We start from the raw sequence: 20,813 nt of genomic DNA on the forward strand, positions 1-20,813 counted from the left end.
TCCTCCACGCCGCACGCTGAAACGCTTCATCCACGAACCTTGCAGCCATCTCCATTGAAGGGCCCGCCCTTCGATGCGCTTGCCGTTTTTTCAATAATCAAAAGATAGCGCTATCTCATGCTCCAACTGCCCAAAACCCGTTTTTCCAGCTTCGCCCTCGCCACTGTTCTGGGCGGGTTGTCGTCCACCAGCGCAGCCCATGAGCTGTTCGCCAGCGACTCCCCGTGGATGCTTGGCGACTGGGGTGGCACCCGCACCGAATTGCTGGAAAAAGGCTACGACTTCACCCTCGGCTACACCGGCGAGATGGGCAGCAACCTGCACGGCGGCTATGACCACGACCGTACCGCGCGCTACAGCGACCAGTTCACCTTCGCCAGCCACCTTGATCTGGAAAAGATCCTTGGCTGGCAGGATGCCGAGTTCAAGCTGGCGATCACCGAACGCCATGGCCAGAACATCAGCAACGACCGGATCAACGACCCCCGGGTCGGCGGCTTCACCTCGGCCCAGGAAGTCTGGGGCCGCGGCCAGTCCTGGCGGCTGACGCAGATGTGGATCAAGCAGAAGTACTTCGATGGCGCCCTGGATGTGAAATTCGGGCGCTTCGGTGAAGGCGAGGACTTCAACAGCTTCCCTTGCGACTTCCAGAACCTGGCCTTCTGCGGCTCCCAGGTGGGCAACTGGGTGGGTGGCATCTGGTACAACTGGCCCGTCAGCCAGTGGGCCCTGCGCGTTCGCTACAACCTCAACGACTCGCTGTACGCCCAGGTCGGCGTCTTCGAACAGAACCCCTCGAACCTTGAAAGCGGTAACGGCTTCAAGCTCAGCGGCAGCGGTACCCAGGGCGCGGTCATGCCGATCGAACTGGTGTGGAGCCCGCGGGTCAATGGCTTTGAAGGGGAATATCGCGCTGGCTACTACTACAGTAATGCCAAGGCACAGGATGTTCTGAAGGACAGCAACGGCCAGCCGGCTGCCTTGAGCGGCCAGGCCTATCGCAGCAGCTCGAGCAAGCATGGCTTCTGGCTCGGAGCCCAGCAGCAAGTGACGTCGCTGGCCTCGGACCACTCCCGCGGCTTGAGCCTGTTCGCCAATGCCACGATGCACGACAAGAAGACCAATGCCATCGACAACTATGTTCAGGCAGGTGTGGTGTACAAAGGGCCCTTCGATGCCCGCGCCAAGGACGACATCGGTTTCGCCCTCGCCCGCGTGCACGTCAATCCCGGCTATCGCAAGAATGCCCGCCTCATCAACCAGGCCGCCGGCCTGGACGATTACGACAACCCTGGCTACCTGCCCGTCCAAGACACCGAATACAGCGCCGAGCTCTACTACGGCATTCACCTGGCCGATTGGCTCACCGTACGACCCAACCTGCAATACATCCGCCATCCAGGCGGTGTGTCGCAGGTCGACGCCGCCCTGATCGGCGGCCTGAAAATTCAGAGCAGTTTCTAACCCACCCCTTCGACCTACGGAGAACATACGATGAGCACTGACGGTGCCAAGAATGGAACCCGCTGGCTACCGCGCCTTCTGGGCGTGCTGCTGTTGCTGATGGGCCTGGCCCTGCTGGCAGGCGGCATCAAGCTGAGCCAGCTGGGAGGATCCCTGTACTACCTTATCGCCGGCATTGGCTTTGCCCTGTCCGGCATCCTCCTGCTGGCCATGCGCCGTATCGCTTTGGGCCTGTATGGCTTGGTGCTGTTGGGCAGCACGATCTGGGCACTGTGGGAAGTCGGCCTGGACTGGTGGCAACTGGTGCCACGTCTGGCGATCTGGTTCGCCGTCGGGGTCGTCCTGCTGCTGCCGTGGGCACGTCGTCCCCTGATCGGCCCGTCATCGAAAATCAACACCGCGCTGCTCAGCGTCGCGGTGGTCGCCGCCGGCGCCAGCGCCCTGGGCAGCCAGTTCACACACCCGGGCGAGACCTTCGGCACGCTCAATCGCGACAACAGCGAAATGGGCAGCGCAGCCCCCGACATGCCGGACGGCGAATGGCAGGCCTACGGCCGTACAGAACACGGCGACCGCTACTCGCCGCTGCGCCAGATCACCCCGCAGAATGCCTACCGACTGGAAGAAGCCTGGCGCATCCGCACCGGTGACCTACCGACCGATGACGATCCGGTAGAGCTGACCAACCAGAACACGCCGCTGAAGGTCAACGGCATGCTCTATGCGTGCACCGCTCACAGCAAGCTGCTGGCCTTGGATCCGGACACCGGTGCCGAGATCTGGCGCTTCGACCCGCAGATCAAGAGCCCTACCGGCTCGCTCAAGGGCTTTGCCCACATGACCTGCCGCGGCGTTTCGTACTATGACGAAAACCGCTACGTCAGCCGCGACGGCAAGCCTGCGCCAAAGATCTCCGACGCAGGCCAGATCGTGGCCCAGACCTGCCCGCGCCGCCTGTACCTGCCGACCGCCGACGCCCGCCTGATCGCCATCAACGCCGACAATGGCAAGGTCTGCGAAGGCTTCGCCAACCAGGGCGTGATCGACCTGACCACCGGCCTTGGGCCCTTCACCGCCGGCGGGTACTACTCCACCTCGCCAGCGGCGGTCACCCGCGAGCTGGTGATCATTGGCGGTCACGTCACCGACAACGAGTCGACCAATGAGCCGTCCGGCGTGATCCGCGCGTACGACGTGCACGACGGCCACCTGGTGTGGAACTGGGACAGCAACAACCCAGAGGACACCAAGCCACTCGCCGCCGGCCAGACCTACAGCCGCAACTCGGCCAACATGTGGTCGATCGCCAGCGTCGACGAAGACCTGGGGATGATCTACCTGCCGCTGGGCAACCAGACCCCCGACCAGTGGGGCGCCGACCGTACCCCAGGCGCCGAGAAGTACAGCGCCGGTATCGTCGCCCTGGACCTGGCCACCGGTAAAGTGCGCTGGAACTACCAGTTCACCCACCACGACCTGTGGGATATGGACGTGGGCAGCCAGCCGACCCTGGTGCACCTGAAAACCGACGATGGCATCAAGCCCGCGGTCATCGTGCCGACCAAGCAAGGCAGCCTGTATGTGCTAGACCGTCGCGACGGCACGCCGATCGTGCCGATCCGTGAGATTCCAGTCCCCCAAGGCGCCGTCAAAGGCGATCACACCGCACCGACCCAGGCACGTTCGGACCTCAACCTGCTCGGCCCCGAGCTGACCGAAAAGGCCATGTGGGGCGCAACGCCGTTCGATCAGATGCTCTGCCGTATCCAGTTCCGCAGCCTGCGCTACGAGGGCCAGTACACCCCGCCGTCCGAGCAGGGCTCGCTGGTCTACCCAGGCAACGTTGGCGTGTTCAACTGGGGTAGCGTGTCGGTCGACCCAGTTCGCCAGGTGCTGTTCACCTCGCCAAACTACATGGCGTTCGTCTCGAAGATGGTGCCCCGCGAGCAAGTTGCCGCCGGCAGCAAGCGCGAGAGCGAGACCAGCGGCGTGCAACCGAACACCGGTGCGCCCTACGCGGTGATCATGCATCCGTTCATGTCGCCTTTGGGCGTACCGTGCCAGGCGCCGGCCTGGGGTTACGTCGCGGCGATCGACCTGTTCACCAACAAAGTGATCTGGAAGCACAAGAACGGCACCACCCGCGACAGCACTCCAATACCGATCGGCCTGCCGGTCGGCGTACCGAGCATGGGTGGCTCGATCGTCACCGCAGGTGGCGTAGGCTTCCTCAGCGGCACCCTGGACCAGTACCTGCGCGCTTATGACGTGCACAACGGCAAGGAGCTGTGGAAAGCCCGCCTGCCAGCGGGTGGCCAAGCCACGCCAATGACCTACACCGGCAAGGATGGCAAGCAGTACGTGCTGGTCACCGCCGGCGGCCACGGCTCGCTGGGCACCAAGATGGGCGACTACATCATCGCCTACAAGCTCGCCGACTAAGCGGCAAGCGACAAAAGAAAGCGGGGCCTACGAGGCCCCGCTTTTTTCTTGCAGCTTGCAGCTCGAAGCTCAAAGCTTGAAACCCATCCCCCCCCGCCCCATCTAAGCACCATAGTCATTTGCGCAGGTGCCCCATGAGCGACCAGCAAGATCTACCGGACCATCCAGACGAACACGAGACAGTCGAACATCTCCACGCCAAGGCCACCCCCGGCCACCACCTTGCCCTGCCCGGCCAACAACTGCCGGACAAGGTCTATGTGATCCCGATCCACAACCGCCCGTTCTTCCCGGCCCAGGTCCTGCCGGTGATCGTCAATGAAGAACCTTGGGCAGAAACCCTGGATCTGGTCGCCAAGACCCCGCACCACTCCCTGGCCCTGTTCTTCCTGGACGAGCCGCCAGAAGACCATCGTCATTTCGACACCTCGTCCCTGCCGCAGTACGGCACCTTGGTCAAGGTCCACCACGCCAGCCGCGAGAACGGCAAGCTGCAGTTCGTCGCCCAGGGCCTGACCCGGGTGCGCATCCGGACCTGGCTCAAGCACCATCGCCCGCCCTACTTGGTGGAAGTGGACTACCCGCATCAACCCGCCGAACCCACCGACGAGGTGAAGGCCTATGGCATGGCCCTGATCAATGCGATCAAGGAGCTGTTGCCGCTCAATCCGTTGTACAGCGAAGAGCTGAAGAACTACCTCAACCGCTTCAGCCCAAACGACCCATCGCCCTTGACCGATTTCGCCGCCGCGCTGACCTCGGCTACCGGCGCGCAGCTGCAGGAAGTGCTCGACTGTGTGCCAATGCTCAAGCGCATGGAAAAAGTCCTGCCGATGCTGCGCAAGGAGGTCGAGGTTGCGCGTCTGCAAAACGAGATCTCCGCCGAGGTCAACCGGCAGATTGGCGAACACCAGCGCGAGTTCTTCCTCAAGGAACAGCTCAAAGTCATCCAGCAGGAGTTGGGCCTGACCAAAGACGACCGTAGCGCCGACCTGGAGCAGTTCCAGCAGCGCCTGGAAGGCAAGACCCTGCCGGAGCAGGCGAAAAAGCGCATCGACGAGGAAATGAACAAGCTGTCGATCCTCGAGACCGGTTCGCCGGAATACGCCGTCACCCGCAACTATCTGGACTGGGCCACCGCACTGCCCTGGGGCGTTTACGGCCAAGACAAGCTTGACCTCACCCATGCGCGCAAAGTCCTCGACCAGCATCACGCCGGGCTGGACGACATCAAGGATCGGATCCTGGAGTTCCTTGCCGTTGGGGCCTGGAAAGGCGAAATCAGCGGCTCCATTGTCCTGCTGGTCGGCCCGCCCGGGGTGGGCAAGACCAGTATCGGCAAGTCCATCGCCGAAAGCCTCGGCCGGCCGTTCTTCCGCTTCAGCGTCGGCGGCATGCGCGACGAGGCGGAGATCAAGGGCCACCGACGCACCTATATCGGCGCCCAGCCGGGCAAGCTGGTGCAGGCCCTGAAGGACGTCGAGGTGATGAACCCGGTGATCATGCTCGACGAGATCGACAAGATGGGCCAGAGCTACCAAGGCGACCCGGCCTCGGCGCTGCTCGAAACACTCGACCCCGAACAGAACGTCGACTTCCTCGACCATTACCTGGACCTGCGCCTGGACTTGTCCAAAGTGCTGTTCGTTTGCACCGCCAACACCTTGGACTCGATCCCCGGCCCACTGCTCGACCGCATGGAAGTGATCCGCCTCTCCGGCTACATCACCGAAGAGAAACTGGCGATCGCCAAGCGCCATCTATGGCCCAAGCAACTGGCCAAAGCCGGAGTCGCCAAATCCAGCCTGAGCATCAGCGACAGCGCTCTGCGCATGGTGATCGAGGGGTATGCACGCGAGGCCGGTGTGCGCCAACTGGAAAAACAGCTGGGCAAACTGGTGCGCAAGGCAGTGGTCAAGCTGCTCGAGACGCCGCAGGCCAAGCTCAAGATCGGCACCAAGGACTTGGAAGCGGCACTCGGTATGCCGGTGTTCCGCAGCGAGCAGGTGCTCGCTGGCAAGGGCGTGATCACCGGCCTTGCCTGGACCAGCATGGGCGGGGCCACCTTGCCGATCGAAGCCACCCGTATCCATACCCTCAACCGTGGCTTCAAGCTCACCGGCAAGCTGGGCGATGTGATGAAGGAATCGGCCGAGATCGCTTACAGCTATGTAAGCTCGAACCTGAAGCAGTACGGTGGCGACCCGAGCTTTTTCAACGAAGCCTTCATTCACTTGCACGTACCCGAGGGCGCCACGCCCAAGGATGGGCCGAGCGCCGGCATCACCATGGCAAGCGCCCTGTTGTCGCTCGCCCGGGACCAGGCGCCGAAAAAAGGCGTGGCCATGACCGGTGAACTGACACTCACCGGGCAGGTGCTACCGATTGGTGGGGTCCGTGAGAAGGTAATCGCCGCACGGCGACAGAAGATCTTCGAACTGATCCTGCCAGAGGCCAACCGCGGCGACTTCGAAGAGCTGCCGGACTATCTACGTGAAGGGCTGACTGTGCATTTCGCCAAGCGCTATGCCGACGTGGCGAAAGTGTTGTTCGCTTGATTGAACAGAGGGGCCACGGCCCCTCTGTTTTTCAGGCAAAAGCCTCACGCAATCGCTGCGCGTGCACGGCAACCTGTTTCCACTGTCCCAAGAATATTTTGAAGTACACCATGAAAAGCGCCAGCTCTCGCTGGCGTTTCACTTTGCTCAAATGATTGTGTGCACTTTCGACATACGTGCCTATCGCTTGCCAAGCCGTATGAAGTTTTTCAATATTGCCATGCACGCCAGCCAGCTGTAGATCACGCACGCCAAACAAAGCCCTAAGCTGCTCGCGATCTTCTTCTTCAAAAGTCGCTTTCCGACAGTTTGTCCAAAACGGCTCGAATCTCAGCGTGCACTTGCGCACCTCAACCGTATCAAGCGCTTTGATCACCCTATCCAGGTCGGGTTGTAATTCACGCCGGTGCGTTTCGCGAAAGTCCTCGATACCTGACATGTATTCAGTGAGATGGATGTCAAAGGCCTCGACCTCCCTCCGAAGACTGACCACGTATGCAACCATTGTTTCCACACGCGTCAAATCCCTGGGACTGAGTGCCAAATCCTTTTCGCGAGACAACGCCTCCCATCTATCTGCATGACCGTTCGCCATCTCGAGCCGAGACGCAATGTTCTGTATTTCTGCACTCCGCTGCGTGACCGTTTGGGTATGCCCGACCAATGCCTGACTCAGCGCACTTCCACGCTCACGCAAGGACCACCAAAAACCACTCCTGTAGGACAGCCTAGCGATCAGCCGTTCCAAATTACCAATAGTCAGGACTGGCTCAGAGACATACGAATAGCTCACCCAACGCGCCAATCGTCCTTGAGGTAAATCGTGAACCCTGCGGACATAGGCATCCAGCTGCGCAACAGAGGCTTTTAGATCACCCACGCCGCTTCGCGCCTGTTTGAAGAGCGCTGCCACTCGCACTTCCATCGCCCGTGCAGCGCTCCCCATCGGCATCAGCATCCTTTGTTCCATGAGCATTAACTCCGTAAGCCTGACCGCCGCTCTGATGAATGGCAGTCAGGCTATCGATCACGAATCAAAATGCATTGCTGATCTGCTTGATCATGCTGCGCTGATAAGCCAGGAGCGTCTTCAAAAACGCATCGATAGCACGCAGGTCTTCGATTCCCTTGTACTTGGCGTTCTTCAGCAGGTTGTAGAAACTCCCCAACGCCATGCTCAGCGCATTCAAGGCAATCAGGCAGGCCTTACGTTGCGCGACGAGCCTAGGCACATTTTCCAGCGCCTTGAGCTGTTGACGGCATGTCGCCAGGGTTCGGCTATTGGCGGCAAGGTCCCGCTGCAGCGTTCTGAGTCCGAGTGTCAATTGCCGACGCTGTGCCTGCAGTCGGCTGTAATTGAGGTCGGCAGACAACTGTCCAAGCGTTTTCTCCAGGTTTTTCAGGGCCTGGGCTGCGGCCTCACTCAGTAAGGCGATCTGCCCACCGGGCACTGCCAGCGCAGCCAATTGCTCGGGCGTGGGAATCAGGCCGTCGAACTTGACCTCGATATCGATAGCTTCCAGCGCTTTGAGGGCGGTATGCAGTGCCTCGATCTTGGACGACTCGGCGTCTATTTCGGCTTTCAAGGCGACACTGGTCGTTTCCAGTTCCATCTGCTGCCTGAATAAACGGGCTTCGTCGCGGGAGGCGTTGGGGGCAGACAAAGCCGACAACTCCGTAGAGGCATTCTTTACGCCACTGATTTGAATCGTCAGATTCGACAGCACTTTATTGATAGTTTCCTGGGCAATGAACAGAAGCTCAGGGTCTTCGCCGATGTCCTCAAGCGCATCGACGATATCCTCTAACCCGCTTGCATGCAGCTCTGCCTCCATCCGCAGGGCTTGAGTTGCCATTCGCTTGGTAATGCTGTCCAGAAACTTGGCATGTCGCTCAATCGATTCATACAACGTCGGCAAGGGCTTCAGGTTGCCCTGCTGCCACTCAAGCAGGAAAACACGGGTCGTCGAGAGAATGTCGTCCAGTACGGGTTGCTGGCTGGCAGGCGACAGATAAGAAACCTTGGCATTCATGGTAATAGTCCTTTAATGAATTAGCGTGCCGATGCGGCATTGTCGAAAACCGCTGTCAGTTGCAGCGAAGTGCGCTCGATTTCCTTCCACTGCCGGAGGAATCGTTTGAAAAAGATCAGAAAGATCGCCAGCCGCTGGCCATCTGTGATCTTTCCGAGCTCTTCGATGGAGCTGGTGATGTAGACCTCGACACGCTCCCAGACCGTCTGCAAATGGGAGGCTGAGGTCAGGACATCGTTAAGACGCACGTCCAGATCATCCACAAACTGGGTCATTTCCTTGAGCCGGCCTTCCAGATTCACACGGGCCTTCAGTTTCGCTGCGACCCCCCTGCGCTGTTGTTCTAACTTTTTACGTTGCTTACGCGCAGATTCTGCTTTGGCGCCATAGATCGCACCGCCGACAATAGCCCCAAGCGGCCCCCCAGCGAGGCTGCTCAGTCCGTTGGAAAGGTACCTGTCGTATTCTTTTTTAAGTTCGCCGATCTCGACGTCGAGGGCTTTGAGTTCAGTGCGCAACGCTTCAACCAGCCCGTCTTGTTTCTTGCGTTTTAGCGCCTTGTCCTTGTTGCCGACTGCAGGCAGCAACTCCTTTTTAACGGTGTCCCTGAAGGCTTCGCTGTCTTTCTTTACACCGTCTACACGCTTGGCATAGTTCCTGACATCGTCGTTGAGGATTTGCATGTACTCGACCAGTTGCGTGACGGCTTTCTGGTCCTCGGCGCCCAGTTTGACCGGCCTCGCGAGCGCCACTTGCTCCCAGGTCATTTGCGGTTTCAGAAATCTCAGGCGACTGCACTCTGCAACAATTTCCTCGCCAACGACATCGATCAAGTTGGCGGTGGTTGCCAGTTCGCTCGAGAGCCGCTTGCTGCGATCTGACAGTGTTGTCCAGGCGTTGGCATGACGACGCAGCCCCTCAAACAGGCTGGACATGGCCGAGGGCTTCAGCTCAGGCTCATCGATGGTCTTGTAGCCCAGCCATTGCTCAACGGTTTGTGGGGTCTTGGGCAAACCAAAAACAAAATTGGCATATTGGTTGATGGTGACGATGTGCTCGCGGCTGAGTGTCAGGCCGCCCTCATTACTACCGTCGCGCTCGGCCATTGCTGTAACCATTGCTACAGGTTGGCTGGCCGCCTCATTTGCCAGCGTTTCATAGCTGGCTCTTTGGAAACTCATACATTTCTCCTTGTACCCAAACCGGGCTGGTTTGGTGGTACAAAGTTATGACTCGCCCCGATGAGTCATCAGATGGCAATCGTTCCTCCTACAAGATCTATTGGTATATTCAGACAGGAGACTTCATGAGATCTCGCCTTGCACTGTTTCCCCTGGCCTTCGGGCTGTTGAGCGCCTGCAGCCAAACCCCGTCCTCCCCTGAACCTATCGTTCTGGAAAAAGCCAGTGAATGCCCAATCACCCTGGTGCCCGGACAAACATTGACCTTGCGTTTGCCCAGCAATCCCAGCACCGGTTACCGCTGGCTGGTTCAACACCCGGCGGCCAACATCCTGCGCAGCCTGGGCCCTGAGGTGTATAGCGATCCAGAAGACACAGGTGTGGTGGGCAGTGCAGGCCAGTCCTTGTGGCGCTTCCAGGCCCAGGGCCAAGGCGTGAGCCATCTCATTCTGGTGTATCAGCAACCCTGGGCACCCGAAGTGCGCCCTGCACAGACCTTCGACTGCGCCGTGACGGTCGACTGAACCTGCCCAGAGGCGATGCGCAAACGGTCAGGGTTGGCTAAAATGCACGCTCTTTACCACCCCCACCTGGTACTTCCGTGAGCCAACAACCCGACCGCCTCTTCGCCCAGCCCTTGGAGCAGGTGCCCGACTTTGCCTTCAACGAGGACGTGGTGCGGGTGTTCCCGGACATGATCAAGCGTTCGGTGCCAGGTTACCCGACCATTGTCGAGAACCTCGGCGTGCTCGCCGCCCGCTTCGCCCAGCCGCACACTGCGCTGTACGACCTGGGCGCATCACTGGGCGCGGTGACCCAGTCCCTGCGCCGGCACGTGCGTGCCGACGGCTGCCGGGTGATTGCGGTGGACAATTCCGCAGCCATGGTCGAGCGCTGCCGTCAGTACCTCACCGCCCAGGACTCGATGTTCCAGGAACTGCTGCCAGTACAGGTGCTGGAGGCCGATATCCTGGCCCTGCCCTTCGAGCCGGCCTCGGTGGTGGCGATGAACTTCACCTTGCAGTTCATCGCCCCGGACCAACGCCTGGCACTGCTAGGTCGCATCCGCCAGGCGCTGCTGCCCGGCGGCGCGCTCGTCCTCTCCGAGAAGCTGCGTTTTGCCGATGACCAGGAGCAGGACCTGCTCAACGAGTTGCACCTGGACTTCAAGCGTGCCAATGGCTACAGCGAACTGGAAATCGCCCAGAAGCGCAGCGCCATCGAGAACGTGATGAAACCCGACACCCTGCAGACCCACAAAGACCGCCTGCATGCCGCCGGCTTCTCCAAGGTCGTGCCTTGGTTCCAATGCCTCAATTTCGCCTCACTGATTGCCCTGCCATGATCGACCTCTCCCCCCTCGTCCGCCGCCTGGCGGGCACGCCCCTTGCCACGTGGTCCCAAGGCCTGCAAGCACAACTGCACACCAAGCTGGAGAAAGGCCATGGCGATCTCGATCGTTGGCGCGGCGCGCTGGATGCCCTGCCGGATCTGCTGCCCAGCGAGGTCGACTTGCAAAACGGCCTGCGTCTGGACAGCGACTGTGACGATGCCACCCGAGCCCGGATGCACCAAGCGTTGATGGGGCTCTCGCCCTGGCGCAAGGGGCCGTTCGACCTGTTCGGCGTCCACGTGGACACCGAATGGCGCTCTGACTGGAAGTGGTCGCGGGTAAGCCCGCATCTGGATCTGAAAGGCAAACGCGTGCTCGACGTCGGCTGCGGCAATGGCTACTACCAGTGGCGCATGCTAGGTGCCGGCGCCGACATGGTGATCGGCGTGGACCCCAACTGGCTGTTCTTCTGCCAGTTCCAGGCCGTGCAAAAGTACCTGCCGGAGCTTCCCGCCTGGCACCTGCCCTTCGCTCTGGAAGAGCTGCCAGCGAACCTAGAAGGCTTCGACACCGTGTTCTCCATGGGCGTGTTCTATCACCGACGCTCGCCCATCGAGCACCTGCTGGCGCTCAAGGACTGCCTGATCAAAGGTGGCGAGCTGGTGCTGGAAACCCTGGTCGTCGAGGGCGACGAACACCAGGTGCTGGTGCCCGAGGACCGCTACGCGCAGATGCGCAACGTTTGGTTCCTGCCGTCGGTGCCGGCCCTGGAGCGCTGGCTGCGCCGTGCCGGGTTCAGCGACGTGCGCTGTGTCGATGTCAGCGTCACCAGCGTGGACGAGCAGCGCAGTACCGACTGGATGCGCTATCAGTCGCTCGCCGACTTCCTCGACCCGAACGATCACAGCCGCACCATCGAGGGCCTCCCGGCCCCACGTCGCGCCACCTTGCTGGCACGCAAATAAAAAAGGCGCCCCCGTAGGGGCGCCAGACTCGCCTTCGTCAGAGGAGCGACTGCGAAGGCGGCTACACGTCAATCCTTGGCCAATTCACGGGCCTTCTCGTTCGCCTTGCGCTCACGCGCCACCACGGCTTGCTCTTTGTCGCCATGCAGGCGCTGCTGGTCTTGCCGGAACGCCTCCCAGAACTGCCTGGAACGCTCGGCGCCGCCTTCGGCCATTGCCCCAGAACTGCCCAGGGCGAGTACAGCCAACAACAAGTATTGGGTCAGGTTCATCGTGTTTGCCTCGTGATAACCAGTCGTTCGAGGCCATCGTAGCGAGGCGCAGCTAACGCCAAGGTGAGGCGGACATTACAGTGTTGCAAGACTTGAGCGGCGTTTCGGCACAGACTTGCGCAACGCCTTTCAGCCACATGTCCGGCCCATTACAAATCCGTTATTCAAGCTTTCCGCTCGGTTGCATCCCGTAACATCGGCAACCTTGACCCTGATCTCGCTACAGGGTCGAGAATCGCCACCTTTCATTACACCGAGCTTCCCATGCGCCTACTGATCATCGAAGACGAACTGCGTACCGCTGATTACCTGCAACAGGGTCTGCGCGAGAACGGCTACGTGGTCGACTGCGCCCATACCGGTATCGACGGGCTGCATTTGGCCCGCCAGCAGCCCTATGACCTGGTGATTCTCGACGTCAACCTGCCCGGCCTGGACGGCTGGAGCGTACTGCAACGCCTGCGCAGCGAATCGGCCACGCGGATCATGATGCTTACGGCCCATGGCCGCCTGGATGACCGGGTCAAAGGCCTGGACCTGGGCGCCGACGATTATCTGCTCAAACCCTTCGAATTCCCGGAATTGCTGGCTCGAATCCGCAGCCTTCTGCGGCGCAACGACCAGCATCTGCAACCGAGCACCCTGCGCGTCGCTGACCTGGAACTGGACCCTGGCCGCCACCGCGCCTACCGCGCAGGGCGGCGCATCGACCTGACCGCCAAGGAGTTCGCTCTGCTGCACCTATTGATGCGCCAGAGCGGCGAAGTGTTGTCGCGCACGCAGATCATCTCGCTGGTCTGGGACATGAATTTCGACTGCGACACCAACGTGGTGGAGGTGTCGATCCGTCGCCTGCGGGCCAAGATCGACGACCCGTTCGACGACAAACTGATCCACACTCTGCGCGGCGTGGGCTACGTGCTCGAGGCCAGGCCATGAAACCTGCCAGCCTGTCCTTGCGCCTGGGGTTGTCGGTGACCCTGATGGGCGCCACGCTGGTGCTATTGCTGGCTTGCCTGGCCGTGTTCGCTCTGCAACACGAACTGGACAGCCGCGCCCGCAAAGACCTGGACCGTAAGATGCTGCAGATCGAACACAATCTGCGCGTCGATCTACGCAACGAGGATCTGGCCCGCCGCGCCCATCCCTTGCTCGATGTGATCATGGGCCATGACAACCTGAGCCTGAGCATCCTGGCGCTCGACGGTCGTCACCCCTTGCTGCTGAGCCTGGGACCTGCGCTGGAAGCACGCCTGAACGAGCTGCCGGTCGGCGACCGGCTGAGCTTCCACGAGTGGCGCGACAGTGCCGATGCCCAGATCCTCACCGCCACCCGCCTGATGCGCCTGCGCGACGACACCACCGTTCGGGTGATGATGTCGCTCAATCGCGCCGACGATAACACCCTGCTCCAGGCCTACCTGAACTCGACATTGTTGGCCCTGCCCTTGTTGCTGGTACTGATCGGCCTCAGTGCCTGGAAACTGATGCAAATGGGATTGCGCCCTTTGCGTCACTTTCGCCGGATTGCCGGGCGCGTCTCGGCCCAGGACCTGGGGCATCGCCTTCCCGACACAGGCTTGCCGGTGGAACTGGCCGAACTGGCCAAGGCCATCAATGTCATGCTCGATCGCCTGGATCAAGGTGTACGCCAGCTCTCGCAATTCTCCGATGATCTGGCCCATGAGCTTCGCACGCCCATCGGTAATCTCATGGGCAAGGCCCAGGTCACCCTGGCCCGGGACCGCGATGGCACCTATTACCGGGAAGCACTGGAGGACAGTGTCGAGGAATTGACCCGCCTCAACCGCATCATCAACGACATGTTGTTTCTCGCCCAAGTCAGCCAACCCCAGGCCCAGGTACTGTTCGGACCACTGGCCCTGGCTCAGGAAGCGGAGCGTGTCTGCGAGCTGTTCGCCGTCAGCGCCGAGCTCAAGGGGATCGAACTGCATCTGCAGGGTTGGGGGACGGCCATGGCCGATCGCTTGATGTTCCAGCGGGCACTGTCCAACCTGTTGAGCAATGCCATCCGCCACAGCCCGGAGAACCAGGTGGTGACGGTCCTGATCGAACGTCAGGGCGATGAGATACACCTAGGGGTGCGCAACCAGGGGCCAGGCATAGCCGGGTGTCATCTGCCGCACCTGTTCGAACGCTTTTACCGCGCAGGATGCGGACGCTCGCGGCTGGAGGGTGGGACAGGATTGGGACTGGCGATCGTGAAGTCGATCATGCAGTTGCATGGCGGACGAGTCGAGGCCAGCAGCACGCCTGCTGGCCCTACCCGCTTCACCTTGGTATTCCGAGCGCAATGACGGGGGCTGTACCGGCGAAGGGGCCAGTACAGCCGAACGGCAATTAGCGAGAAGCCGCTACGATCAGCGCCTTCATCTCGGCCACAGCCGCCTTGAAACCGACGAACAGCGCATGGGCCACCAGCGCATGGCCGATGTTCAGTTCATTGATGCCCTTGATCGCCGCCACCGCCTCGACGTTGTGGTAGTGAAGGCCATGGCCGGCATTGACGATCAGCCCCTGCCCTACCCCCACGGCCACGCCGTCAATGATCCGCTGCAGCTCTTCGGCCACCTCGGTCGGGGTTTCGGCATCGGCATAGCGGCCGGTGTGCAGTTCGATCGCCGGTGCACCGACACGGCGCGAAGCTTCGATCTGACGCGCGTCCGGATCGATGAACAGCGAAACTTCAGCCCCTGTGCGCGACAGACGCTCCACCGCAGCCTTGATCCGAGCCTCCTGGCCGGCGACGTCCAGGCCACCCTCGGTCGTCAGTTCCTGGCGGGTTTCAGGCACCAGGCAGATATGCGCCGGACGGATCTTCTCGGCGAAGGCCATCATTTCTTCGGTGATGCCCATTTCGAAGTTCATGCGGGTCTGCAGCACGTCCTTGAGCAGCAGCACGTCGCGCTCCTGGATATGCCGGCGGTCTTCGCGCAGGTGCACGGTGATACCATCGGCGCCCGCTTCCTCGGCATCCAGCGCGGCCTTGACCGGATCTGGGTAACGGGTGCCCCGGGCCTGGCGAAGGGTCGCCACGTGGTCGATGTTGACGCCAAGAAGCATGCGGTTGCTGTGAGTCACGAAAGGGCTCTCCTGAAAGTTGAGCCCCACAGCATACGATGTGCTCAACGCTTGCGAAACAGTTCCCGGCTCACCAGCGGCTTCGGCCCCAGGTGTACCGCCAAGGCCTGGCGCATCAGGCGCTTGGCAGCGAGCAACGCACCCGGGGCTTGCCAATCGGCCTCGGCCAGTGCCAGCAGCTCTGCCCCGGTGAACAACCCAGGCTGCGCCAGGTAAACCCGCTCCAGGCCCGCATCGACCTGCAGGCGATACAGTCCTTGGGTGTCGATGGGGTCGTCGTTGATATCGTGGGTCAGGGCAAAGGCATAACCTAACTCATCCAACAGGCGCCACTCGAAGGCACGCAACAGCGGCTCCAGGGGCCGACCGGCGGCCAGGGCCTGCAGCGTCAAGGTGTAGTGCTCGAACAACGCAGGATGCGGCGCCTCCGCAGGCAGCAGGCGCATCAACAGTTCATTGAGGTACAGCCCGCTGAACAAGGCATCGCCATGCAACCAGCCGCCGATGCCGACACTGTCCAGGCGACCGACGTTCTTCAGCTCCCCTCGCCCACGCAACTCCACCTCCAGCTCCACGAACGGCCGGACCAGGCTGCCCCCCTTGCCCCGGGCACGGCGCAGCACCGCACGTACACGGCCTTGGGGCGTGAGGAAATCCACCAGCGCGCTGGTTTCCTTGTAGGCACGGCTGTGAAGCACGTAGGCCGGCTGGCCGGCGGGTTGTTCCATCAGCGATCTCTGGGGTTTGAATGTGCCTGTGGGAGCGGGGCCACCTTCGAACGCATCAGTGAAACCACTGTCACTCGAAGGTGAACCCGCTCCCACAGGGTACGAGCCAGCTGTCTGTTGGCTCGAGCGGTTACAGGTCGCCGTAGCCCAGCGAGCGCAGGGCGCGCTCATCGTCGGACCAGCCGCCTTTGACCTTGACCCACAGGTTGAGCATGACCTTGGCGTCGAACAGCACTTCCATATCCTTGCGCGCGTCCGAGCCGATGCGCTTGATGCGCTCGCCCTTGTCACCAATGATGATCTTCTTCTGACCGTCACGCTCGACCAGGATCAACGCATGGATATGCAGCACATGGCCCTGCTGCTTGAATTCCTCGATCTCCACGGTGATCTGGTACGGAAGCTCAGCACCGAGCTGGCGCATGATCTTTTCGCGCACCAGTTCCGCAGCCAGGAAGCGGCTACTGCGGTCGGTGATCTGATCTTCCGGGAAGAAATGCTCGTTCTCGGGCAGATGCTTGGCGATCAACGCTTCCAAGGCTTCGAGGTTGTGGCCTTGCTGGGCGGAAATCGGCACGATCTCGGCATTGGGCAACTGCTGCTGCAGCCACTGCAAGTGCGGGATCAGCTCGGCTTTCTCATCCATGCGGTCGGTCTTGTTGACCGCCAGGATCACCGGGCCACTCACGTACTGCACACGCTCGAGCACCAGTTGGTCCTCGTCGGTCCAGCGGGTCCGGTCGACCACGAAGATGACTACGTCGACATCCTTCAAGGCAGCCGATGCGTTGCGGTTCATGTAGCGGTTCAAGGCCTTGTCGTTGGCCTTGTGCATACCGGGCGTATCGACGTAGATCGCCTGCACGTCGCCCTCGGTCTTGATACCGAGCATGTTGTGCCGGGTGGTCTGCGGCTTGCGCGAGGTGATCGCCAGCTTCTGGCCGAGGATGTGGTTGAGCAGCGTGGACTTGCCCACGTTGGGGCGACCGACGATCGCGACATAGCCGCAACGGGTCGAAGTGTTCTCAGTCATTGCCATTCTCCACGCCAAGGGCGATCAATGCAGCAGCGGCGGCGACCTGCTCGGCGATACGCCGGCTCACGCCCTGGCCACGGCTCTTGTTGTTCAGCAGCACCACCTCGCATTCGACGAAGAAGGTACGGCAGTGCGGTTCGCCCTGGATGTCCACCACTTCATAGCGTGGCAGTTCGCAGGCACGCGACTGCAGGAACTCCTGCAGACGAGTCTTGGGGTCTTTGTTGGTGTCGACCAGAGTCAACCCATCGAACTCACCGGCCAGCCAGGCCAGGATGCGTTCGCGTGCGGTCTCCATGTCGGCGTCCAGGTAGATCGCCCCGATCAGCGCTTCGAGGGCATCGGCCAGGATCGACTCCCGCCGGAAACCACCGCTCTTGAGCTCACCCGAGCCCAAGCGCAGGTATTCGCCCAGATCGAAGCCCCGGGCCAGACGGGCCAGGGTCTCACCTTTGACCAGACGGGCGCGCAGGCGCGAGAGCTGGCCTTCGCGGGCCTGCGGAAAACGCTCGAACAGCGCTTCGCCGGCCACGAAGTTGAGGATGGCATCGCCCAGAAACTCCAGGCGCTCGTTGTTGCGCCCGGCATAGCTGCGATGAGTCAGGGCCAGGAGCATCTGGTCCTGGTTCTTGAAGGTATAGCCGAGCTTGCGCTCCAGGCGCGCGAGGGAAGCACTCATGGGGCCACCCGTGGATTGTTCAACGCGTTGTTCAAATCAACATCCTGAAAGACTGTTTGGCTGTGGCCCACCACCTTGTGGGCGGCGGAATCTCTCGATCCCTGAGAACACAGCCTATGTCAGAAATGCATTCGGCGCTGTCTGTCAGACAGCGCCGTTGGGTATCAATGGATCAGGCCTACCCGCGACAGGTTGGGGAAGTGGCTGAGCTTGGGCTCCGGCCAGCTCATCCAGACCGCGAAGGCCTTGCCGACAATGTTGCGATCCGGAACCATGCCGTGCAGTTCCTTGGGAATGTTCGGATCGTCCCAGTAGCGGCTGTCGTTGGAGTTGTCGCGGTTGTCACCCATCATGAAGTAATGGCCAGCCGGAACGGTCCATTGCTGGTCCGGCGGCATGCGGTAGCGGCTCATTTCCTTGCGGATCAGGTGCTCGGCCTCGCCGAGTTTTTCCTTGTACAGCTGGGCACTGCCCAGGGTGCCTGGCTCGGTACCGACCAATTGCTCGGCGACCGGCTGGCCATTGACGTACAGACGCTTGTCGCTGGTGTAGCGCACCTGATCGCCCGGCAGCCCGACCACACGCTTGATGTAGTTGACATTCGGGTCGCTCGGGTAGCGGAACACCATCACGTCGCCGCGCTGCGGGTCTCCCACCTCGATGACTTTCTTGTCGATCACCGGCAGGCGAATACCGTAGGAGAACTTGTTCACCAAGATGAAATCGCCCACTTCCAGAGTCGGTTTCATCGATCCCGATGGGATCTGGAACGGCTCGACCAGGAACGAACGCAACACCAGCACGATGAACAGCACCGGGAAGAACGACTTGCCGTACTCGACGAGCAACGGCTCCTTGTTCAGGCGCTCGAGCACTGCCATCTCGGGCTGGCTGACGCTGCCCTGGTAGTTGGCGACCGCCGCTCGCCGGCGCGGAGCCAGGAACAGCAGGTCGATCAAGCCCAACAGGCCGCAGACAGCTACGGCGATGACTAGCAACAGCGGGAAATTTAGCGACATAGGACCTAGCTATCCAACCTGAGCACGGCGAGGAAGGCTTCCTGCGGGATCTCCACGTTGCCGACCTGCTTCATGCGTTTCTTACCGGCCTTCTGCTTCTCCAGCAGCTTCTTCTTACGGCTGACGTCACCGCCGTAGCACTTAGCCAGTACGTTCTTTCTGAGCGCCTTGACGGTCGTACGGGCGACGATCTGGCCACCGATGGCTGCCTGGATCGCCACATCGAACATCTGCCGAGGGATCAGCTCCTTCATCTTCTCAGTCAGCGCACGGCCCTTGTAGTGGGCATTGTCGCGGTGAACGATCAGCGCCAGGGCGTCTACCTTGTCGCCGTTGATCAGCACGTCCAGCTTGACCAGGTTGGCCGACTGGTAGCGATCGAAATGATAGTCCAGCGAAGCGTAACCGCGGCTGGTGGACTTGAGTTTATCGAAGAAGTCCAGCACCACTTCGTTCATCGGCAGGTCGTAGCGCACCTGTACCTGGCTGCCGAGGAACTGCATGTCGCGCTGCACGCCACGCTTCTCGATGCACAGGGTGATGACGTTACCCAGGTGCTCCTGAGGCACGAGGATGGTGGCGGTGACGATTGGCTCACGGAAGTCCTGGACCGCAGAAACATCCGGTAGCTTGGATGGGTTGTCGACGTAGATGGTCTCACCGGTCTTGAGCACCAGCTCGTAGATCACGCTCGGCGCGGTGGTGATCAGGTCCAGGTCGTATTCGCGCTCCAGGCGCTCCTGAATGATCTCCATGTGCAACATGCCGAGGAAGCCGCAACGGAAGCCGAAGCCCAGTGCGTCGGAGCTTTCCGGCAGGTATTGCAGCGAGGAGTCGTTCAAGGTCAGCTTCGACAGTGCGTCGCGGAAATCTTCAAAATCGTCGGAGCTGACCGGGAACAGGCCGGCATAAACCTGCGGCTGGATCTTTTTGAAGCCTGGCAGCACTTCGACCTCTGGGGTCGAGGACAGGGTCAGGGTGTCACCGACCGGTGCCCCGTGAATGTCTTTGATGCTGGCGATGATGAAGCCCACCTCGCCCGCCTTGAGGTGGGCGGTCTGCGTGTGTTTCGGGGTGAAGACACCGACGCTGTCCACCAGATGCACCTTGCCGGTGGACTTGACCAAGATCTTGTCCCCTTTCTTGACCCGGCCATGACGCACGCGGACCAGGGAGACGACGCCCAAGTAATTGTCGAACCAGGAATCGATGATCAGTGCCTGCAGAGGAGCATCGATTTCGCCTTCCGGGGCGGGAATGGTCTGCACCAGACGCTCGAGGACCTCATCGACGCCCATGCCGCTCTTGGCGCTGCATGCCACGGCATCGGTGGCGTCGATGCCGATGATCTTCTCGATCTCGTCCTTGACGCGGTCTGGGTCGGCCTGGGGCAGGTCCATCTTGTTAAGCACCGGCATGACCTCCAGGCCCTGCTCGATAGCGGTGTAGCAGTTGGCCACGGACTGGGCCTCGACACCCTGACCGGCGTCCACGACCAGCAGCGCGCCTTCGCACGCGGCCAGGGAACGGCTGACTTCATAGGTGAAGTCGACGTGGCCGGGAGTATCGATGAAGTTCAGCTGGTAGACCTTGCCGTCCTGGGCCTTATAGCTCAGCGTGACGCTGTGGGCCTTGATGGTGATCCCGCGCTCACGCTCCAGATCCATGGAATCGAGGACCTGGGCTTCCATTTCGCGTGCCGACAGGCCACCGCACATCTGGATGAAACGGTCGGCCAGCGTCGACTTGCCATGGTCGATGTGGGCGATGATGGAGAAATTGCGGATATGACTCAAATCACTCACGGGTCAACACTCGAAAAGGCTGCGAGCCGGACGCCCGCCGAAAAATAGCCGGGAATTGTACCTTAAGCGGCAGGGATATGGGAGATTCCAGATCAAGCGACATGGTAACGAGCGCTGCCCTGTAGGAGCCCCGAATTGCGCGCGCCCGAGCTACCCGCAGCCCTTGGATGAGGGGCGACAACGGAATATTTCATGA

18 protein-coding genes are annotated in these 20,813 nt (G+C 61.1%); 8 read left to right on the plus strand and 10 right to left on the minus strand.

Annotation, left to right across the window (positions count from 1 at the left end):
* Positions 1-117 precede the first annotated feature (117 nt).
* The 3 genes from AB1N67_RS19480 (at position 118) to lon (ending at position 6,464) form a co-directional block, all read left to right on the plus strand.
* Complete coding sequence (locus tag AB1N67_RS19480; RefSeq protein WP_102081817.1) at positions 118-1,464, plus strand: carbohydrate porin; 1,347 nt, start codon at positions 118-120, stop codon at positions 1,462-1,464.
* A 30-nt stretch (positions 1,465-1,494) separates the two neighbouring features.
* Positions 1,495-3,906, plus strand: coding sequence for a glucose/quinate/shikimate family membrane-bound PQQ-dependent dehydrogenase (locus AB1N67_RS19485; RefSeq protein ID WP_102081816.1), 2,412 nt, complete (start codon positions 1,495-1,497; stop codon positions 3,904-3,906).
* A 134-nt stretch (positions 3,907-4,040) separates the two neighbouring features.
* Positions 4,041-6,464: an endopeptidase La gene (gene lon / locus AB1N67_RS19490; protein ID WP_043206485.1), complete on the plus strand. Its 2,424-nt coding sequence runs from the start codon at positions 4,041-4,043 to the stop codon at positions 6,462-6,464.
* A 31-nt stretch (positions 6,465-6,495) separates the two neighbouring features.
* Here lon and AB1N67_RS19495 read toward each other — a convergent pair whose 3' ends face one another.
* The 3 genes from AB1N67_RS19495 to AB1N67_RS19505 form a co-directional block, all read right to left on the minus strand.
* On the minus strand, positions 6,496-7,434 hold the full coding sequence (locus AB1N67_RS19495) for a hypothetical protein (protein WP_102081815.1): 939 nt from the start codon (positions 7,432-7,434) through the stop codon (positions 6,496-6,498).
* 64 nt (positions 7,435-7,498) lie between these two features.
* Positions 7,499-8,497, minus strand: a complete 999-nt coding sequence (locus AB1N67_RS19500; protein WP_043206482.1) for an alpha-xenorhabdolysin family binary toxin subunit B — start codon at positions 8,495-8,497, stop codon at positions 7,499-7,501.
* Positions 8,498-8,517: 20 nt separating this feature from the next.
* Positions 8,518-9,678 carry an alpha-xenorhabdolysin family binary toxin subunit A gene (locus AB1N67_RS19505; protein ID WP_043206481.1) on the minus strand — a complete coding sequence of 387 codons (1,161 nt, stop codon included), beginning with the start codon at positions 9,676-9,678 and terminating at the stop codon, positions 8,518-8,520.
* A gap of 125 nt (positions 9,679-9,803) precedes the next feature.
* On the opposite strand from AB1N67_RS19505, the gene AB1N67_RS19510 reads away from it, so the two are divergent.
* The 3 genes from AB1N67_RS19510 to cmoB all read left to right on the plus strand — a co-directional run bounded on the left by AB1N67_RS19510 (position 9,804) and on the right by cmoB (position 11,976).
* Positions 9,804-10,202: a protease inhibitor I42 family protein gene (locus tag AB1N67_RS19510; protein ID WP_043206480.1), complete on the plus strand. Its 399-nt coding sequence runs from the start codon at positions 9,804-9,806 to the stop codon at positions 10,200-10,202.
* A 77-nt stretch (positions 10,203-10,279) separates the two neighbouring features.
* Positions 10,280-11,023, plus strand: a complete 744-nt coding sequence (gene cmoA / locus AB1N67_RS19515; RefSeq protein ID WP_070574921.1) for a carboxy-S-adenosyl-L-methionine synthase CmoA — start codon at positions 10,280-10,282, stop codon at positions 11,021-11,023.
* Positions 11,020-11,976 (plus strand): tRNA 5-methoxyuridine(34)/uridine 5-oxyacetic acid(34) synthase CmoB, encoded by a 957-nt coding sequence (cmoB, locus tag AB1N67_RS19520; protein ID WP_102081814.1) that lies wholly within the window; start codon positions 11,020-11,022, stop codon positions 11,974-11,976. Before cmoA ends, cmoB begins: the two co-directional genes overlap by 4 nt.
* Positions 11,977-12,044: 68 nt before the next feature.
* Here the strand turns inward: cmoB and AB1N67_RS19525 are convergent, their stop codons facing one another.
* On the minus strand, positions 12,045-12,248 hold the full coding sequence (locus AB1N67_RS19525) for a hypothetical protein (RefSeq protein ID WP_043206477.1): 204 nt from the start codon (positions 12,246-12,248) through the stop codon (positions 12,045-12,047).
* 264 nt (positions 12,249-12,512) lie between these two features.
* Here AB1N67_RS19525 and AB1N67_RS19530 point away from each other — a divergent pair, with 264 nt between their 5' ends.
* Together AB1N67_RS19530 and AB1N67_RS19535 are read left to right on the plus strand one after the other, a co-directional pair.
* Positions 12,513-13,187 (plus strand): heavy metal response regulator transcription factor, encoded by a 675-nt coding sequence (locus tag AB1N67_RS19530; RefSeq protein WP_043206476.1) that lies wholly within the window; start codon positions 12,513-12,515, stop codon positions 13,185-13,187.
* Positions 13,184-14,566 (plus strand): heavy metal sensor histidine kinase, encoded by a 1,383-nt coding sequence (locus tag AB1N67_RS19535; RefSeq protein WP_102081813.1) that lies wholly within the window; start codon positions 13,184-13,186, stop codon positions 14,564-14,566. Before AB1N67_RS19530 ends, AB1N67_RS19535 begins: the two co-directional genes overlap by 4 nt.
* Before the next feature lie 43 nt (positions 14,567-14,609).
* Here the strand turns inward: AB1N67_RS19535 and pdxJ are convergent, their stop codons facing one another.
* From pdxJ to lepA, 6 genes are all read right to left on the minus strand, one after another.
* Positions 14,610-15,350 (minus strand): pyridoxine 5'-phosphate synthase, encoded by a 741-nt coding sequence (pdxJ, locus tag AB1N67_RS19540; RefSeq protein ID WP_043206474.1) that lies wholly within the window; start codon positions 15,348-15,350, stop codon positions 14,610-14,612.
* Between the two features lie 44 nt (positions 15,351-15,394).
* The gene (recO, locus tag AB1N67_RS19545; protein ID WP_043206473.1) at positions 15,395-16,078 is read right to left on the minus strand and encodes a DNA repair protein RecO; all 684 of its coding nucleotides are present in this window, start codon (positions 16,076-16,078) and stop codon (positions 15,395-15,397) included.
* 130 nt (positions 16,079-16,208) lie between these two features.
* Entirely contained in the window at positions 16,209-17,111 is a 903-nt protein-coding gene (era, locus tag AB1N67_RS19550; protein WP_043206472.1) for a GTPase Era, read from the minus strand.
* The gene (rnc, locus tag AB1N67_RS19555; protein ID WP_043206471.1) at positions 17,104-17,793 is read right to left on the minus strand and encodes a ribonuclease III; all 690 of its coding nucleotides are present in this window, start codon (positions 17,791-17,793) and stop codon (positions 17,104-17,106) included. Before rnc ends, era begins: the two co-directional genes overlap by 8 nt.
* A gap of 164 nt (positions 17,794-17,957) precedes the next feature.
* On the minus strand, positions 17,958-18,812 hold the full coding sequence (gene lepB / locus AB1N67_RS19560; protein WP_043206470.1) for a signal peptidase I: 855 nt from the start codon (positions 18,810-18,812) through the stop codon (positions 17,958-17,960).
* A 5-nt stretch (positions 18,813-18,817) separates the two neighbouring features.
* A complete protein-coding gene (gene lepA / locus AB1N67_RS19565; protein ID WP_367863335.1) occupies positions 18,818-20,617 on the minus strand; it encodes a translation elongation factor 4 in 1,800 nt (599 codons plus the stop codon).
* Between the last annotated feature and the right edge of the window lie 196 nt (positions 20,618-20,813).

It is taken from the genome of Pseudomonas guariconensis, assembly GCF_040822035.1.
Taxonomy (GTDB): domain Bacteria; phylum Pseudomonadota; class Gammaproteobacteria; order Pseudomonadales; family Pseudomonadaceae; genus Aquipseudomonas; species Aquipseudomonas guariconensis.

Excerpts from the sequence above, each read along its gene's own strand:
- AB1N67_RS19480 (WP_102081817.1), top strand. The coding sequence starts at position 118 with ATGCTCCAACTGCCCAAAACCCGTTTTTCCAGCTTCGCCCTCGCCACT.
- AB1N67_RS19485 (WP_102081816.1), top strand. The coding sequence starts at position 1,495 with ATGAGCACTGACGGTGCCAAGAATGGAACCCGCTGGCTACCGCGCCTT.
- lon (WP_043206485.1), top strand. The coding sequence starts at position 4,041 with ATGAGCGACCAGCAAGATCTACCGGACCATCCAGACGAACACGAGACA.
- AB1N67_RS19495 (WP_102081815.1), bottom strand. The coding sequence starts at position 7,434 with ATGGAACAAAGGATGCTGATGCCGATGGGGAGCGCTGCACGGGCGATG.
- AB1N67_RS19500 (WP_043206482.1), bottom strand. The coding sequence starts at position 8,497 with ATGAATGCCAAGGTTTCTTATCTGTCGCCTGCCAGCCAGCAACCCGTA.
- AB1N67_RS19505 (WP_043206481.1), bottom strand. The coding sequence starts at position 9,678 with ATGAGTTTCCAAAGAGCCAGCTATGAAACGCTGGCAAATGAGGCGGCC.
- AB1N67_RS19510 (WP_043206480.1), top strand. The coding sequence starts at position 9,804 with ATGAGATCTCGCCTTGCACTGTTTCCCCTGGCCTTCGGGCTGTTGAGC.
- cmoB (WP_102081814.1), top strand. The coding sequence starts at position 11,020 with ATGATCGACCTCTCCCCCCTCGTCCGCCGCCTGGCGGGCACGCCCCTT.
- AB1N67_RS19525 (WP_043206477.1), bottom strand. The coding sequence starts at position 12,248 with ATGAACCTGACCCAATACTTGTTGTTGGCTGTACTCGCCCTGGGCAGT.
- AB1N67_RS19530 (WP_043206476.1), top strand. The coding sequence starts at position 12,513 with ATGCGCCTACTGATCATCGAAGACGAACTGCGTACCGCTGATTACCTG.
- AB1N67_RS19535 (WP_102081813.1), top strand. The coding sequence starts at position 13,184 with ATGAAACCTGCCAGCCTGTCCTTGCGCCTGGGGTTGTCGGTGACCCTG.
- recO (WP_043206473.1), bottom strand. The coding sequence starts at position 16,078 with ATGGAACAACCCGCCGGCCAGCCGGCCTACGTGCTTCACAGCCGTGCC.
- era (WP_043206472.1), bottom strand. The coding sequence starts at position 17,111 with ATGACTGAGAACACTTCGACCCGTTGCGGCTATGTCGCGATCGTCGGT.
- rnc (WP_043206471.1), bottom strand. The coding sequence starts at position 17,793 with ATGAGTGCTTCCCTCGCGCGCCTGGAGCGCAAGCTCGGCTATACCTTC.
- lepB (WP_043206470.1), bottom strand. The coding sequence starts at position 18,812 with ATGTCGCTAAATTTCCCGCTGTTGCTAGTCATCGCCGTAGCTGTCTGC.